Annotated in this window: 10 protein-coding genes, 3 pseudogenes and 1 riboswitch; of the genes and pseudogenes, 2 read left to right on the plus strand and 11 right to left on the minus strand. The window is 69.3% G+C overall.

Going from position 1 to position 16,298, the window contains the following annotated elements; translation table 11 throughout:
• Positions 1–2 precede the first annotated feature (2 nt).
• The 4 genes and pseudogenes from ACZ6SQ_RS12980 to ACZ6SQ_RS12995 all read right to left on the minus strand — a co-directional run.
• The gene (locus ACZ6SQ_RS12980) at positions 3–380 is read right to left on the minus strand and encodes an effector-associated constant component EACC1 (protein WP_469560216.1); all 378 of its coding nucleotides are present in this window, start codon (positions 378–380) and stop codon (positions 3–5) included.
• 136 nt (positions 381–516) lie between these two features.
• Positions 517–765: a hypothetical protein gene (locus ACZ6SQ_RS12985; protein ID WP_469560218.1), complete on the minus strand. Its 249-nt coding sequence runs from the start codon at positions 763–765 to the stop codon at positions 517–519.
• Between the two features lie 50 nt (positions 766–815).
• Positions 816–1,701: pseudogene (locus tag ACZ6SQ_RS12990) on the minus strand (helix-turn-helix domain-containing protein); the annotation flags it as partial.
• Positions 1,687–2,037: pseudogene (locus ACZ6SQ_RS12995) on the minus strand (transposase); the annotation flags it as partial. The pseudogenes ACZ6SQ_RS12990 and ACZ6SQ_RS12995, both read right to left, overlap by 15 nt.
• A gap of 165 nt (positions 2,038–2,202) precedes the next feature.
• On the opposite strand from ACZ6SQ_RS12995, the pseudogene ACZ6SQ_RS13000 reads away from it, so the two are divergent.
• A pseudogene (locus ACZ6SQ_RS13000) lies at positions 2,203–3,731 on the plus strand (ISL3 family transposase); the annotation flags it as partial.
• Between the two features lie 171 nt (positions 3,732–3,902).
• On the opposite strand, the gene ACZ6SQ_RS13005 reads toward ACZ6SQ_RS13000, so the two are convergent.
• The 4 genes from ACZ6SQ_RS13005 to ACZ6SQ_RS13020 all read right to left on the minus strand — a co-directional run bounded on the left by ACZ6SQ_RS13005 (position 3,903) and on the right by ACZ6SQ_RS13020 (position 10,989).
• Positions 3,903–7,541: a WD40 repeat domain-containing serine/threonine protein kinase gene (locus ACZ6SQ_RS13005; protein ID WP_469560221.1), complete on the minus strand. Its 3,639-nt coding sequence runs from the start codon at positions 7,539–7,541 to the stop codon at positions 3,903–3,905.
• Between the two features lie 610 nt (positions 7,542–8,151).
• Positions 8,152–8,763, minus strand: a complete 612-nt coding sequence (locus tag ACZ6SQ_RS13010) for a hypothetical protein (RefSeq protein ID WP_469560223.1) — start codon at positions 8,761–8,763, stop codon at positions 8,152–8,154.
• Positions 8,760–9,530 carry a transposase domain-containing protein gene (locus tag ACZ6SQ_RS13015; protein ID WP_469560226.1) on the minus strand — a complete coding sequence of 257 codons (771 nt, stop codon included), beginning with the start codon at positions 9,528–9,530 and terminating at the stop codon, positions 8,760–8,762. Before ACZ6SQ_RS13015 ends, ACZ6SQ_RS13010 begins: the two co-directional genes overlap by 4 nt.
• Before the next feature lie 580 nt (positions 9,531–10,110).
• A complete protein-coding gene (locus ACZ6SQ_RS13020) occupies positions 10,111–10,989 on the minus strand; it encodes an MBL fold metallo-hydrolase (protein ID WP_469560229.1) in 879 nt (292 codons plus the stop codon).
• A gap of 11 nt (positions 10,990–11,000) precedes the next feature.
• Positions 11,001–11,068, minus strand: a riboswitch (guanidine-III (ykkC-III) riboswitch).
• Positions 11,069–11,112: 44 nt separating this feature from the next.
• Here ACZ6SQ_RS13020 and ACZ6SQ_RS13025 point away from each other — a divergent pair.
• Positions 11,113–11,319, plus strand: coding sequence for a hypothetical protein (locus ACZ6SQ_RS13025; protein WP_469560232.1), 207 nt, complete (start codon positions 11,113–11,115; stop codon positions 11,317–11,319).
• A 170-nt stretch (positions 11,320–11,489) separates the two neighbouring features.
• Here ACZ6SQ_RS13025 and ACZ6SQ_RS13030 read toward each other — a convergent pair whose 3' ends face one another.
• The 3 genes from ACZ6SQ_RS13030 to ACZ6SQ_RS13040 all read right to left on the minus strand — a co-directional run bounded on the left by ACZ6SQ_RS13030 (position 11,490) and on the right by ACZ6SQ_RS13040 (position 15,918).
• The gene (locus tag ACZ6SQ_RS13030; RefSeq protein ID WP_469560235.1) at positions 11,490–12,983 is read right to left on the minus strand and encodes a DUF2637 domain-containing protein; all 1,494 of its coding nucleotides are present in this window, start codon (positions 12,981–12,983) and stop codon (positions 11,490–11,492) included.
• Positions 12,984–13,189: 206 nt separating this feature from the next.
• Positions 13,190–15,682 (minus strand): AfsR/SARP family transcriptional regulator, encoded by a 2,493-nt coding sequence (locus ACZ6SQ_RS13035; protein WP_469560238.1) that lies wholly within the window; start codon positions 15,680–15,682, stop codon positions 13,190–13,192.
• Complete coding sequence (locus tag ACZ6SQ_RS13040) at positions 15,679–15,918, minus strand: hypothetical protein (protein WP_469560241.1); 240 nt, start codon at positions 15,916–15,918, stop codon at positions 15,679–15,681. Before ACZ6SQ_RS13040 ends, ACZ6SQ_RS13035 begins: the two co-directional genes overlap by 4 nt.
• Positions 15,919–16,298 lie beyond the last annotated feature (380 nt).

Consider the following 16,298-nt stretch of genomic DNA (forward strand, 5'->3'; position numbering starts at 1 on the left):
GGTCACGAGCCCGCTGCACCCTCGTCGACGGTGTCGTCACCGGACGCCGTCAGCGTGTCGACGATGCGACGGACCTCGGCCGGGTCGTCGTGGGTAATGTCGACCGTCGCATCCCTGTAGTGGATCCGAACTGTGGGGGTGGCCCTGTTCCGGCCCTGACGCCTGGCGTCCCGCCACGCGACGACTGCGATGGCAAGGCCACCGAGCCCCGAGACGTCGTCCAGGACGACCTGTACGACATCGCCGACTCCCATCTCGCCCTGTTCGGGTTCGGCAGGCAGTGCACTGAACTGGGCATGAGAGGCAATCGGGTCATTCCGAAGCCAGCGCGCGAGATCCCTACCCTCGCCACCGTCCTCCACTCGAAGCTCCAGCCGCACAACGCGCTCCTCCGTCGATCCTCAGTCGCTTTGACCTGGCAGGCTCCAATCCTGCCTGAAATGTCGGGCGCGAGGGACGGTTTTGGGGTGACGACGCCTGTGACTCGACTTGGTTCTGCAGCGAACTCAGTGGACGTTAAGTCCGTTTCTCGTAGCGGCCTCGTCCGGGTTGGGTGAGGCAGCCTTGGCGGGTGAGGCGTCCGAGGCGGGCGCGGGTGACGTTGACGGCGGCCTCGTCAGTGGGCATGCCGAGGAGTTCGTGCAGCTCGCGGGCTCGGAACTCCTGGTCGGGGTACTGGTTGAAGGCCTGCACGATGGCCTGGTAGGAGGTATTCGTCTCGGGCGGTTCGGAGTCTTCTCTTGCCGGTGTGAGTTCGGCGAACACGGTCTGGCCTGCGACGATCGTCCAGACCTGTGTCGTTCACCGTGAAGCCGTCAAGAAACAACCTGGTGCTTATCGGCGCCGACGGAGGTGAGCAGGTCGGCTGCGGTGGGGTGGCGGTGGTCGGCGGGAGTGATGTCGGTGTGGCGGGCATCGAGGATCGGCAGGACATCACGGATCGCGTTCCACAGTGTGCTGCGGCAGACGCCGAACAGCTCGGCGAGAGCGTCGAGGCCGCAGACGCGGCGGCGGTAGAGGATCGTGGCGAGGATCCGGTCGCCGTCGGTGATCTTCTGCCGGAAGACGCCGCCGCGGGTGCCCGGGCGCCGGTTGCCGCCGCGCTGGCGGTGGCGGCGCTCTTCGATCGCGGCGGCATAGGGCACGATCAATTCTTCGAGCAGGGCATGCAGTGCCTCGTGACCCATACCGGTCAGAATCGGGTCCGTCAGCGCCTGGCGGGTCAGTGTCGCGGGAGCGTGCTCGGCCGGGCCGCTGCCGGTGACTCAGGCTCGGAGGTCCTCGGCGCGGGTGAAGTAGCGCACGACGGTGGGCGTGATGCTGATTTTCCGTTCGTCCAGCAGCTTCCGGGTGGCCTTGATGCCGTGCCCGATGGTGACGGGATTCATCCCGAGCAGGTCGCCCATCACCTTCTGTGGACAGACTTGGCGTAGGTGACGGTGAGCAGGACTTCGTCCGCATCGGAGAGCAGTGATCGGCTGCGGCCGGTGGTGGCGACGCGTCGCCCTTTGCGGAGCACGTAGCGGTGTTGTTCAGCCGCGGCTGCCTGGGCGGGGGCCAACTTGGCTTTCAGCGCGTCCAGTTCATCGGTGCTCATGCCGGTCAGGCGGGGTCGGTGAGCAACTGGAGGGCTTGGGCGCGTTCGTCGGCGCGCGGCGCGAGGGCTGTGCCGCCACTCGGGGCGTGGGTGAGGCCCTTCGCGGACAGCGACAGCACCATCTCGTCAACGCCCGTCAGCCGACGCTGACGCTTCTTGACGATTTGCGGCTCGAACGAGCCCTCCCGGTCCCGGGGAACCTCGATCTCGACCGACCCGACGTCCGTGACGACCGTCTTGGAGCGTTTCCCGTTGCGGGAGTTGTCACCGTTCTTCCCGGCCGGATCGTGCCGGTCATAGCCGAGGTGATCGCTCATCTCACCCTCGAGAGCGGACTCCAGCAGCCGCTTCGTCAGCTGCTGCAGCAGGCCGCCCTCGCCCGTCAGCTGCAGGCCGTCGGCCTGAGCCCGAGCCCGAGCCCGAGCCACGAGCTCGTTCAGGAACTGGTCGTCAACACTCGCCGACGCGACTCCCACCTCGGGTGCCGTGGCTATGTTCTCGCTGGTCACAGGTGCACTCTTCCATGATCGGAGTTACACCGTTTTCTTGGCCCTGTCTCACTTTCGGTGGTAACGGAGCGTTGAGGGACTCGTTGACTTTGCGTGATGAATGTCAACGAGCTTGTGCAGATGGTGTTTTCAGGTCTGTCGCCACTGGTCATGGACGATGTGGTTGACGATGGCGAGCGGATTGTGGTGCGGGCCCGGACGCGGCGAGAGACCGCGGCCTGCCCGGTGTGCGGGGTGGCGTCGGGACGAGTGCACGGCTATCACTGGCGGACGGTGGCCGACGTTCCGGTCGACGAGCGCCGGGTGGTGGTTCGCGTGCGGGTGCGGCGTCTGGTGTGTCCCACGCACGGTTGTCGGCACACCTTCCGCGAGCAGGTGCCCCGCGTGCTGGAGCGTTACCAGAGACGCACGGCCCGTCTGACCAGGCAGGTCAAGGCCGTGGTCAAGGAGTTAGCGGGCCGGGCGGGATCACGTCTGCTGGTCATACTCGCGGCGGGCCTGTCCCGTCACACGGCCCTGCGCGTCCTGGTGCCATTCCGTTGCCCGCCGGGCGCGTGCCCCGCGTGATCGGTGTCGACGACTTCGCCCTGCGCCGACGGCACCGCTATGCCACCTTGGTGATCGACGCCGAGACCCATGAGCGGATCGACGTACTGCCCGACCGCACGGCCGGCACGCTGGAAGCCTGGCTGCGCGGGCATCCGGGCGTCGAGGTCGTGTGCCGCGACGGCTCGACCACATACGCCGAGGCCATCCGCCGCGCACTGCCCGAAGCGGTTCAGGTCGCCGACCGGTGGCACCTGTGGCACAACCTGTGCGAAGGCGCCCTCAGCGAGGTGAAGGCACACAGCACCTGCTGGGCCGCAGTGCTGGAGGCGCCGATCTACGACGGGCCCCGCGCCCAGACCACCCTGGAACGCTGGCACCAGGTCCACGGCCTGCTCGACCAGGGCGTGGGCCTGCTCGAATGCGCCCGCCGCCTGCAACTGGCTCTGAACACCGTCAATTGCTACGCGCGAGCCGACCAGCCCGAGCGCATGCTCCGCGTCCCCAAGTACCGGGCCAGCCTGGTCGATCCTTACCGCCAGCACCTGCGTAATCGCCGGGCCGAAGACCCCGGCGTCCCCGTCAAGCACCTCTTCGAAGAGATCAAGGCGCTCGGCTTCACCGGCCGCCTCAACCTCCTACACAAGTACATCAACCAGGGCCGCGCAGACGCCGACCGCAGCCACATCTCCCCGCGCAGACTCGCCCGGATGCTGCTGACCAGGCCCGACAACCTCAAAACCCAGCAACACGAGCTCCTGGCCCAACTGACCGCCGCCTGCGCCGAAATGACCCAACTGGCAACAACTGTGCGGGACTTCGCCCCGCTCCTCACGCCTCACGCCGACAACGCCGACGCGCTCACACGCTGGGTCACCCAGGTCTGTGACGCCGACCTGCCTCACCTGCACGCCTTCACGCGCGGGTTGGAGCGAGACCGCGACGCCGTCAACGCCGCATTCACGCTTCCATACAGCAACGGCCCCACCGAGGGTGTCAACACCAAGACCAAGCGCATCGCGCGCCAGATGCACGGACGAGCAGGCTTCGCTCTGCTCCGCCACCGCATCCTCCTCGGACAACAGTCACCCTGGGTGACCACCGAAAGTGAGACAGGGCCGTTTTCTTTACAGTCCCGTCGGAGCCCACGGTGGACTTCTGCGGATGACGAGTAGGAGACCAGTCGTAGGGCCGGGTGGCCTCGTAAGGGGCGGGTGTAGGTCCCATCGGGAGTTCGACCGGGAGCATTCTCAGGACGGTGAAGGGCAGATCGGGTGAGGAGTGCGGTGCGGCAGGTAGCGGTCCCACTCCTTGTCCGTCAGATCTCTGTCCACACGTCGGCAGATGTCCTTGACGACGGCTTCCGGTTCGAGGTCGACGGTCTGGTTTCGCTTGAGCGTGGAGGCGACGTGCAGGCGACCGTCCTGGTCGAAGCCGACCGCCGTGCCCTGACCTCCAGCCAACCGAAGGGGGCCGCCGAGACGGCGGGAGTCCTTTACGTCCCAGAGCCGGATGCCGGTGTCGTCCACACCGGCCAACAGTTCGTTGTCAGGGGAGAATTGCAGACCGGTTACGGGGGTGTCCGTGTTGCCGATCGGAGGAATGGCACCGATGCGGCGTGTGACGGTTCTGTCCCAGAGGTCGATGCTGCCGCGGTCGGTGGACAGGGCCAGGGTGCTTCCGTCGGGGCTGAAGGCGATGTCACGTATGCCGGCTTGTCCCCACACGTGACGCTGCGTCTTCTGCGACACCAGGTCAATACGGTCGCCAGCGGAGCTGATCAGTAGGCTGCCGTCCGGGGAAAAGGCGATGCGTGGTGCGCCTGTGTCGGGGAAGACAGCCAGGCGTCTTCCTCGCTTCCAGTCCCAGAGTTCGACACTCCGCTGTTTGTAGTCGTCGGTGTCGAGCCGAGAGACGGCGACGCGCGTGCCGTCAGGTGAGAACGCGATGCCTTCTGGTTCGTCGGTGCCTGACAGGTGAAGTGGGCGGTCCTGGCTGCGTCCATTGTCCGTCGACCAGATCTGCAGGCGCAAAGATTTGTCCTTGGCAGTGATGATGTGTCCGTAGTGCTTGCTGTCCGCGGAGAAGGCCCCCACCGAAGTGTCCACGAGGGAGACCAGTGGTGAGCCCGCCGTGGCGAGTCGGTGCCGATGCGTTGAGTTGGTGAGCGTCAGTGAGTCGCCGTGGACCGAGTGATGCACCACAGCCCCTGCATCTGGGGCGAACAGCGCACCTCGCCCTTCGTCGGCTTCACGTGGGTCGGTCAGCCAGGACAGGTCGACCGATCGGACCCTGCGGTCGTCCTCGACGAACCTAAGTCGCGGACGGGAAGAGTCAAAGGCAAGGGCCCGCACCTCACCCGCCGACTGCGAGCCTGCGTCGAGGCTGCCCGTGGGGAAACGGGCCGCCTCCAAGTACGTGTCGCCCTTTCTCTGCCAGAGAAGGACCCGCCCGCGCACAGCTGCCGCGACGAGTGTGGCATCGCTGTTCGCCGCCCACTGACCCGGCTCCTCCTCCACTGGCAAGGAGACCTCGCTTTGAGCGCGAAATTCATGTGTCTGCCACACCGTCGCATGCAGCGACTCGAAGGAGCTCACCAGGTGGCTGCCGTCGGCGGAGAACACCAACTGTGTTTCGTCGGCGCACTTGGTGTCGAAAGAGTCGGATGGGCCGAGCAGCGACCGGCTCGTCTTTGTGTGCAAGTCCACCAGCCGGACCGGCTCGCCGACGGTGCAGACGGCCAGGGTCTTGCCATCGGGTGACAGCACGGGGTCGGAGTCGTAGTCGACAAGCCGGGACCACAGGATCGAGCCCGTCACCGTGTTGACCACAGTCTGCCGGATACCGGCTTCCTCGACGCCAGACAAAACAGCCCGTCCGGCGTCGTGAGAGAGACTGCGTACTCCGACAGTTTGTCCCTTGAGGAGGAGCGGACCGCGTTCTGGTTCGCTCGCCGTCAGGCCGACCAACTGCGCGCCCCCGTCGACGCCCATGGGCGCGACAACTTTGTCACCGTGCACGGAGAACAGCGCGGACATCGAGGTCTCACCAGTGTTACCGGGCAGCGGCGCATATCCGAGGCGCTTCCGCGCACCCAAGTCCCAGACTTCCGCCGCCTCTCCCTCGACAACGGTGGCCAGACGTCCATGGCCCAACAGCTGGTCGGTGTAACCCAGCATGGGGCGCGTCTCCGGCACGGGCACAGGGTTGTCCGCGATCTGATCCACCCCGTGGTCCAGGGAGTTGTACAGCGCCGCCCGAGTGTCGTCGACGTCCGCGATCTCCGACGCCGCCGCGCTCAGCAGCATCGCCGTCTCCGGATCGCTGACGCGAACGCTCTCGGCGATGGCCGCGGCCGTACGAGCCGCATCCTGCTCTTCTCGTGCCTGGCTGATCTGCATCTGATAGACGGCAAACGCCCCCGCCACGGTCGCAAGAGCGACCAGCACGCTTATCCACGCCAGCCGCCATCGCTTACGCACGATTCGCTGCATCTCCGCCTGTTGTGACGCCGTCAGGAAACGCAGCTCCGCGGGCGTGGGCCGGAGGTACGCCGGCGCGTCGGCGTAGGCGTTCGCATGGTCGCGCAGGCCGTCGCCGCGCAGGAGATCGTCCGAACGACGCCCGTCGCGGCGCCAGGCAGCAGCCGCGTCGCCCAAGTCACGTGCTCGGCGTACTTGTTGTCGATCGTGAGCGAGCCACTCTTGCATCCTGGGCCAGGCGGCACACAAAGCCACGCTTGGCAGCCGCCAGTTCTTTCCCGCCCGCTCCAGCACCTGCTCTGCCTGAAAGGCGTCGAGCACCTCCTGGAAAACCTCGCGTTCCTCAACGGCCCTGTCGGCGAAGAATTCGTCCTCGTCGACGATACGGATGTCGTCCTGCGTGCCGTCCGATGCCGTCCCTGCGACGACGAACCGCAACAGCACTTCGCGGGTTCGGAGCTGAGCAGCACGCGAGAGCGCGCCATGAGCCGCCTCCGCCCGCTCCGCGAGACCCCGGTGTGCCAATAGATCGTCGACACCGGCATGCATCACCGATGCGGCCTTCTGCCCGGCCGAGAGCAGACTCACGGCTTCAGGACCTTCCTCATGGCCGAGGCCGAGGAGTCGGGTCAGGACGGTGTGGGCTGTGGGCCGCCGTGCGGGGTTCTCCCGCTCCAGAGCCCTCTCGACCAGCTCGGCCAGTAGTCCTGGCAGCGTGCCCGTGTCGGGCCGATGCTCCATCGTGCGATAAATGATCTCTGCATCATTCGCGCCACCGAACGGATGCCGACCGGTGGCCGCGAACAACACCACGGCGCCCCAGGCGAACATGTCCGAAGCGGGCATCGGCGGGTTACCGGACAGCACCTCGGGCGCCATGTAGCCGAGCGTGCCACCGACCAGCCCGTCCGTGTGGGTCATGTCCTCCGAGCGAGCCAGCCCGAAGTCGATCACACGTGGCCCGTCGGGACCTATCAGGACGTTGGAGGGTTTGAGGTCACGGTGCATCACCTTCGCCCCGTGGATGGCCGCAACCGCCGTCGCCAATCCCATCGCCAACCGCACCAGGTCCTCGTCTCGATACGGGCCGTGCTTACGCACGCTCTCCTGCAGCGTCAGACCGGGGACGAACTCACTGACCAGGTACGGCTGCTCAGTCGCCGTGTCGGCGTCCAGGATGCGCGCGGTGCAAAACGATGCCACCCGCTGTGCCGCCGCAACCTCCTTGGCCAAGCGCGTCCGGGCACCGGGTACCTCGAGCACTCTTGGAGAAGGCACCTTCACAGCCACGCGTTCACCGGTCGGCCCGTACGCCTCGTACACCACACCCTGCCCGCCGGAACCCAGGCGGCCCGCAATGCGGTAGACACCCACCCGCGCCGGATCGCCAGGAAGAAGACCGGGCATCGCGCTCCCCCATCTCACGGCCGCCGCAACCACTGACGGCATTCAGGAGCCGACGGGAAGGCGGAGCGGTTCCCTCCGACTGCGGCTCTCACCCGAACGTGGGGCGAGTACGGTGCCACAGCCTTGGTCGGCGAGACCCAGCCTGTCGACAATCGGGGATGCCGTGCCGGGGATCCGTACAGTGAATGGGTCTGTTCCGTAGTCAGTGGTGACGGTGAGTACTCGCCTGTGATCATTGAGCGTGCATGACGCAAACACGCTTGTGGAAACGGTGTTTTCAGGGTTGTCGGCGTTGGTCATCGAGGATGTGGCGGTGGCGAGATAGTCCGGCCTTCGGCTCGGACCCGGGATGTTCCTGTTCCCTGTCCGGTGCGCGGGAGGTGCCCCCAAGGCCGGGTAGTTAGCGTTTTCGCAGGTCACGCAAGGGGTGCCGTTTCCTGTGCGATTGCCGCGTAACGTCCTGTGCGGACCCTCTTGATCATTCCCTTCTCGGTCCAGCGGGCGAGTTGTCGGTAGGTGGCAACGAGAGTGACGTCGCCGAGGAGCTCGCCGATCTCCCGTGAGTGCCATAGCCGTTGGGGTTCTGCCTGCAGGATGGTCAGGAAGCGTGTCATGCGGGTGCTGGTCTGGCCGGGGCCGACGTACTGGGACCGTGGTCGTGGGCAGTGCGGGCTCCGGCACCGGCGGCGGGAGAGTGATCGCCGTCGAGGTCACGCTCTTGCTGCTGTGAGGGCGGCCGCCCATTTTCCGTTCCGCGTAACGGGAGGTGGGGGGACTTCACCTTGCGGGTGCTGACGCGGGCCCGCCGTGCGGGCGACAGCGCCGACAGGAGCCGTCGGCCGATCTCTCCGATGCCCTGCTCGAAGATGCCTTGCGCACCTACCAGCAGGTCGCGGGCTGTTTGGAGGGCGATAGTGAAGCCGCAGCGGTCGGGATCGGTGCCCGGCTGGGACCCCGCCGCCTGGACCATGGTGCGGCGCAGGAGCTGGTAGAGGTTGAGCAGGGCCCACATCTCCTGCTCGACGCCCGCCGGATCGTGCGAGCGCAGGACGCGTCCGTGCAGGATGGTGTGGCGCAGCGCGTAGTAGGCGCTCTCGTGCTCCCAGCGCTCGTGATACAGGTGCACGAGGCGGTCGGCGGGGTAGCGGCGGGCGTCCAGGAGCGTGGTCACCAAGCGGTAGGAGCCCTCGAAGGTGCTGCCGTCGGTGCACGTGATGCTCACCTGGGCCTCGATGATGCGCACCGGGACGCCGCCGATGACCGAGAGGTAGGAGGAGTCGGCGAGCGGCTGGAGGACCGGTGGGCGGCGGCGCCGGCGGATGCGGCCCAGGAGCTGTGCGCCGGTAGCGTGCACGGCGCTGAAGAAGCCGTTGCTGTCGAAGCCCGGTCCCACAGCACCGGCATCCCGGGATCCAGATGGTGCAACAGCCTGGTGGCGTAGGAGGTCTCGCCCTCCCGGGTGGGGCCGAAGACCGCCGCGATCACGGACCGGGTGCCGGTCTCGACCAGCGTCATCAGCTCGACCTGGGGAAACCCGCCGTGCGGGCACCGCCCCAGCCAGCCCCGGTTGCGCTCGCTGTCCGGCACCTTGAGCGAACTGCAGCCGTCGAACGACACCGTCCGGTACGGACCGAACCGCACCCCCGGCGTGGTCGGACGGGCCAACAAACCGGCCATCACCTCGAACAACACCCGCACCGGCACGCTGCCGACCCTTCGGCGCAGATCACGCAGCGCCGTCGTGCCCGGGCGGACAACCGGCATCCCCGACAGGCCGACCGTCAGTTTGTCCCACACCAGCCGGTAGCCGATCTCGGGGAACAGACACATCGCCAGCAGGAAGTAGACGCCGACCCGCGAAGGCAGATCGCGCAGCCGGCGCTGCACGGTCCGAGTCTCCGACAAGACCGCATCGACCAACTCGAACGGCATGCTCGCCGTCAGTTCTCCCAGATGGCCGGGCGCGAACCGCCCCACGGCCACAGTCACCGAACGGGTGATGTCCGCCGATGACGGCGGCAGGACACGATGACCGGGCAACGCAGCTCATTCGGGACAAGCTGTCTTGGACGGCTGCCTGTACCAACGAGCTTCGTTGCGTCGCGTAGAGGCCCCTTCAACGCTCCTCGCGTGACCTGCGAAAACGCTAGCCACCCGGCCTTGGTGGAAGGCCCGACACCCTGGTCGCCGTTTTTTCCACACGCCCTGAGTGGGCCCGGAGGGCCGGTGCCCCGCGCGGGGTGCTGCGCACGGTGCTGGAGGCGGACGACGGGGTCTGCGGCTGGGGCCCCGCCGCACTGGTGCGGCTCTACGCGGCGGGTGCCGTCACCGACGTACCCCTCGGCAACGCTCGCGCCTGTGCCGTCGGCCTGGCCCCGGCTGGGCGTTCGCGCCAGGGTCGTCGACCTGGGTCCGGAAATGGACCACTTCGGCTCGGCGATCTTATTCGCACCGCGGGTGGTCTGCTGGTTCGTCGTGTTCAGTGGGCGGCGAACCGGGTCACGCGGGTCGTGGGTCGGGCGATCTCCGCTTTCTCTGCGACCGGGCCGGCGATGTTCCCCGGGGCGGTTCAGTGGTTGGGGCAGATGATGAAGAGAGGGCAGGCGAGTCGGCGGGGTTGGTCGCCGATCTCGCTGAGTGCGGCGCGGATTTCGTGCAGGTGGCCGGTGGTCATCTGCAGCGGGGGTTCGTGGGGCTGGTGGGTGGTGCGGACCGGGTAGTCCACGCCCGGTTCGGTGGTCATCTCGATGTGGCAGCCCAGGACATGGGTGACCGGTCGGTGGCGGCAGAACTCGATCAGGCGGTCGATGGTCCGGGCGAAGGCGGACCAGTCCTGGACGTAGAGCCGACCGGGGTAGACCGTGTCGCCGGTGAGCAGGATCCCGGTCCACGGGTCGTAGAACGTGACCGCTGCCTCGTGGTGTCCGGGAGTGGCCAGGCACTGGAGGGTACGGCCTCCCAGATCGACCTTTGCGATGGCGGTGGGGTCCTCGTCGAATCCGAAGTACTTCCAGGCGGTGGCGAGGTCCGCGTCGATCACGGTTGTGTCGTGGCGGTCGGTGAACTGGCTGTCGCCCGCGATGTGGTCGCCGTGGCCGTGGGTGTGCAGCACGAGCAGGTGGTAGTCCTGTCGGGGGTGGCGGGTGAGCCAGCCGTCGATGAGCTCGTCGACCGCTCGGCGCAGGGGGAAGAACTCGGGGGACGCGGTGGCGCCGGTGTCGATCAGCACCGCTTGCGTGTTGCCGAACAGCAGGAACAGGAACGGCGCTTCGTAGTCGATGGCCATGTTCTGCCGCAGTATGACCGTGTGCTCGTCGTACGCGTGGACCTGGATGTCCGGGTCGGTGTTGTGCTTGGACGACGGTGAGCCGTGGATCCAGCGGACGTCCAGCTCGCGGGGGAGCGGGACCGGGCTGTCAAAGTCGATGAAGGATGTGTCTGCGGCCATGACGCCTCCTGAGTGCGTCGTCCTGGCAGGCCGGGTACGGCGCACATCTCGTCCGGGGCTGGCACCTGCGCGCCTTCGCCGTGAGGCTACCACCGGATCGATCGACGCCCCCTATTCGTCCCCGTGACGGGTATCGTCAGTCGCTTTGGCCTGCTGCGGGTGTTCCTGCGCCCGGACGGGGACATCGCCGAGGACGTTGGCCGCGAGATTGTCACCCTCCTGCTCGTGCTACCCGTCACCTGCGTCGACGTGCGCGTCCACGACGGCGTTCGGCACGATGTCACCCGACCCCGCTTGCGGGAAGCTTCCGAGTCGAAACGTGCCACGTGATGGGCTGCGCGCCGATGGGGGAATCGGCGCACGCGCCTGCTGTCGCGGGTACGCTCATCGAAGGATCGGGCAGCTGGGATGGCGTTTCTTCCGCCCGCGCGGGGCCGCTGTGGTGCCCCGGTCGGTCGGGCCCGTGGCGCGAGGTGTCGATCACAGGCGTCGGGGAGAGATCACTCGGCCGGGACGTGGGTGGAGCAGTCGCTGCCTGGCGGTGTGATGGGTCTCGCGGCCCCGTACACGGACAGTGCCTGCCAGCGGCGTTCGAAGTCGGCGCTGAGGGGCTTTTGATGCTGCGCGGTGATGCCCTGGACAGCGCATCGTCGGGCTATCGCGTCCGGCGACGGTGCCGGGCCGCCTTTTCGCTGCCCGGCCCAGAGGTGGTAGTTGCGGAAGGGCAGGAGGTAGCGGCGCAGGGTGGAGGGGCTTACCGGTTTGCCGCCGGCGCGGCTGCGCAGGCCCTGGTCCGAAAGAATGGCGGAGAGCCGTTCGGCGCTGGGTTCCTCACCGTGCTCGGCCCGGTACTTGTTCCACGCGAGGTAGTAGCGGTCGACCGTGGTGAGCGAGGAATGCGTGCGGGCAGTGCCCGCTTCCGGTGGTGCGCCACCGGCTGCGTCGCTCGCGGGGAAGTTGCGTGCTGGCAGGGCGGCGACCTGGTCCCGCGGGCTGGCTGGTCTCGGTTGGCCTTGCTGCGGAGGGGGATCGTCGGAGTGCGTGTGGCTGGCGGCCGCGCTCCCTTCGGTGGGCGGCTCCCGCTCGCCGGTCCTGTCCTGCCGGGGGGCCGTGGTGAGTTCGTCCTGGATCGCACTGGCGAGGGTCTGTTCCCGTCGGTGGATGCGCTGTTGTGGGTGCGCGGCCGGCGGCGGGTCCGGGCGGGGCGTGGTGCCGCGCGCGACAGCCGGTTCGTCTCCCAGTCTGGTGACGGACGCCGGGGTGGTGGAGGAGGGGTACACGAAGGGCTGGGGCCGCTGCGGGCGTTGAGGGACGGCCGCCGGTTCGATGCCCACTGCGGCGGGCCCTGCGAGGCCGGCGGGGGCGGTCTCGGCGAGGGGGACGCCGTAGCGGGCCAGGCGCAGCGGCATCAGGGACTCGACGGGGGCCTTGCGGCGCCAGGAGCGGCCGTAGCGGGAGCGCAGGCGGGCCTGGTAGACGAGGCGTTCCTGTTCGAGCTTGATGACCTGGTCGTAGGAGCGCAGCTCCCACAGTTTCATGCGGCGCCACAGGAGGAAGGTGGGTACCGGGCTGAGCAGCCAGCGGGTGAGGCGCACGCCCTCCATGTGCTTGTCGGCGGTGATGTCGGCGATGCGGCCGATGGCGTGCCGGGCGGCCTCGACGGAGATGACGAACAGGACCGGGATCACCGCGTGCATGGCGGTGCCGAGCGGGTCGGGCCAGGCGGTGGCGCCGTTGAAGGCGATCGTCGCGGCGGTCAGCACCCAGGCCGTCTGCCGCAGCAGCGGGAACGGGATACGGATCCAGGTGAGCAGCAGGTCGAAGGCGAGCAGGACGCAGATGCCGGCGTCGATGCCGATCGGGAAGACGTAGGAGAAGTCCCCGAAGCCCTTCTTCACGGCCAGCTCGCGCACGGCCGCGTACGACCCCGCGAAACCGATTCCCGCCACCCCGATCGTGCCGAGGACGACCAGACCGGCCAGGGTGCGCTGCACCGAGGTGAGAGGGGCAGGCGCCGCCCGCACCGGTCCGGCCGAGTGGATCGGGGTGCGTTCGCTGCCAGCGGTGGGTGGCGCAGCACGTGCCCTCATGCCACGTGCCGCGCCCGTGTGCTGGGGCCGCTGGGGGCGCCGGGTTGGGTGCCGCCTGGATGCGGGCGCACCGCGGGCGGTGGGTGGTGTGGTGGTCATGGGGCGGGTGGTCAGGGGTGGCTGGGGGCGTGGAGTTGCTGGATCAGCTGTTCGGTTTCGGGTTCGAGGGCGATGCCGAGCTGGTGGCTGCGGGTCTGCAGGCGCTCGATGACGGCGCGCAGTCCCGTGTGGTTGCCGGTGTGGCGTTCGGTGGTCATCCAGGCCCGGTAGAGGCGTTCGCTGTGGTGGCCGGTGTCGAGGGCGGTGGTGATGGCGTGGCGTGCGGCGGTCAGGTCCTGGCGGGGGCCGGGGGTGCTGCGGTGGGTGGCGATGAGGCAGGCGATGTCGGTGATGGCTGTGGTCATCTGCTGTTGGAGGGGTTCGGCCCAGGCGGGCGGGCGGTCGCCGAAGGGGCGTCCGCGGACGAGGGCGAGGGCGTGTTCGAGGTCGGGCAGCGCGTCCGGGCCCCGGCTGTGCGCATCGTGGGTGTAGCGCCGGAACAGGCTCCAGTCGCAGCGGATGCGGGGGCTGATCTGGTAGGGGTCATCGCCGTGTCGGCGGCGGGGGACGTAAGGGGTGCCGTCGGGGGCGTCGCCGAGGAAGCGTCGCAGGCCGTTGAGGCGGGCGTTGAGGGTGCTGACACCCCACGACTGGTGCGGGTCCATCGCCGTACACAGGGCGTCGGCGCTGTGGTGGGGGTGGAAGTAGAGCAGGGCGGCGAGCTGGGCTGCGCGGGGTCCGTGCCCGGTGTCGGGGACACGGTCGACCTCGAGGGGGCCCAGGACCCGGATCTCGGGCGCGTGGCGGTCGTTTGTCCCGCCCGGCTGTGCGGCAGGGACATCGCCGTCGGGTCCCGGAGGCCGGGCGGGGGAACGGCGCGGTTGGGGGCGGGACGTGCGGGTGGCGGAGGCCGCGGCGGCCAGCGCCGGGAATACTCCGTCGGCCCTTCCGCCGCCGTCCGTGCCTTCACCGTCGGGGTGTTGTGACGGATCAGTGGCGCTGCTGCCCGCAGGGCCGCAGCTGCCACCGCGCGTTTCGGCGCCGGGTGGTGCCGGTGTGAGGCCGGAGAGGTGCGCTTGGGCTGGGGTCGGTTCGCTGCGGTCGCCGTCGCCGGGGGCGTATGCCTGCAGGGTCCGGATGACCTCCTGGTAGGCGTCGCCGTCGATGCGCTGCAGCCGCACGTCACAGTCGGTGGGTTCGAAGAGCTGGCCGTCCTTCGTCGCGGCCTCCAGGGTGATGGTGTGGTCGGGGGCGGGGCTGACGCTCTGGGCGGGGGCGATGACGGTGACGGGCGCCCGGCCGGGCGCGTTCATAAGTCCTGCCAGGGTGGCGGCTGTGTCCGCGTCCAGGGGATGGGCGGAGATCAGCAGGCAGGGCCGGTGCGCTGATGCGGGCAACTGGCCTGCCTCCAGCAGGTGTTCGCTCACCTCGCGTACCGCGTCGCCGGGTTCGCCGACCGGGGTCAGTCGGGCGGGTGGAAGCAGCGGGGGCAGGTCCTGGCCGAAGCCGAGGGTGATCAGGCGGGCTGTTCCGGTCCAGGGGCTGAGTGCCTGTTCCAGGACGAGGGAGCGGCACACGGTCAGGACGTGGTCGTCGTCGCCGTTGAGGAGGATGACGCCGTACTGTGCGAGGTTGAGCAGCAGCAGGCTGCCGTCCGTGGTGGTGCCGAGAGAGGTCAGGGCGGGGTAGGGCGCCGTGACGGTGTCGGAGGCCGGGCCGCTCAGCAGGTCGCTGCTGGCGGCGGTCAGGGACCACCACTCGTCGGGCCCGGATTCGAACGGCGCCTGCGGGACTGTTCCCGGGGTGCCGGGGAGGATCTCGATGGTGTCGGTGCTGATTCGCGCCGCCCGCAGCTCGGGCAGCGGCCGGCCACTCTGCCCGCAGTGATGGGCAAGGGTGCGCAGGGCCGCGTCCAGGCGTTCGAGGGACGGGGGCCCGCCGGCACGGCCGCGGCCGCCCGGCAGTCGGCTGCCGAGGAGAGCGGGAGCGGATGCGCCGGCCGCGGACCGTCGTACTGCGCTGGGGGTGCGGTCCCGGCGGGCGCGGTGCAGGGCGAGGCCTGCCAGGACGGCCGCCGCGGCCAGGCACCCACCGCCGACCAGCACGAACGGCGCCCGCCAGCCTGGAGCGGCCGGGCCATCGGTGGAGGCCGTGGGTGTCTCACGCGCGGGTGCGCCTGTGGTGCTGTTGGGGTCCGGCGCGGGCGGCGCGTCGCCGTTGCTGCCGGGCCGGCGGGTGGGGTCGGCGGCCGGTGTCCGCGAGGCGGGTGGGCGGGGCTGCGGGGAGGGTGCCTGTCCGGGCGGGACCGTCTCGACGTACCGGTCGATGGACAGCTGGGGCGAGTCGAGGGCGAGGACCTTCGGCCTGGCCAGACGGGCACCCTCCCGCAGCGCCAGGTCGGGATCGTCGACGTCGATCACCTTGACGCCCTGCGCGCCGCGAGCGGCGTCTGGGCCGGGGGAGGGGGCGGCTGCCGCCGCGGGTATGGCGCCGGTGAGGGCGGCCAGAGCGGCGGCGGTGACCGCCGGTGCCGCACGGCGGGCGGCCCGTGCTCTGGGGGTCACCGGGTGATCCTGATGGTGGCGGTGTCGAACTGCGGTAGCTGGAAGCCCACTTCACGGGTGGTGTCGGGTGACTGGGGGAACTGCATGAACACCCGGATGCTCTCGCCGGCTTTCAGGTAGTCGACGCTGGTGGTGGTCAGCGGCCGGCCGTCGGTGTCCCGCAGGACGTAGTAGCGCTTGCGTTCGCGGTAGTCGACCAGGGTGGCCCCGCCCAGGGACTGCCCGTTGCGCAGCACCTCGCTCTCGTTGCCGCGCAGCCCCGCCGGGACCTACAGCGTCTCCGTCCCCTGGTTGGCGAGCGTGCCGCGCACGGTGAGGAACCCGCCCGGATCACGCTCCGCGCCGGTGGCGGTCAGCAGCATCTGATGCTGCCCCTCGATCACCGCCAACGGCTCCGCCTGCGTCTCGCGCCGGGCCTGACCGCCGGCCCCGGCACTGCTGGTGGCGGCCGCCGCCGGGCGGGTCCGGTCGCCCGCATCATCGCCGCCGCCCGCGCAGCCTGCTGCGGCGAGCAGGGCGAGCGCGGGGGGGGGGGGGGGGGGGGGGGGGGGGGGGGGGGGGGGGGGGGGGGGGGGGGGGGGGGGGGGGGGGGGGGGGGGGGGGGGGGGGGGGGGGG

Source organism: Streptomyces sp. NPDC048600 (assembly GCF_055587025.1).

What these genes read in the sequence shown, in the direction of transcription:
- ACZ6SQ_RS13005 (WP_469560221.1), bottom strand. Translation starts at nt 7,541, where the DNA reads ATGCCCGGTCTTCTTCCTGGCGATCCGGCGCGGGTGGGTGTCTACCGC.
- ACZ6SQ_RS13020 (WP_469560229.1), bottom strand. Translation starts at nt 10,989, where the DNA reads ATGGCCGCAGACACATCCTTCATCGACTTTGACAGCCCGGTCCCGCTC.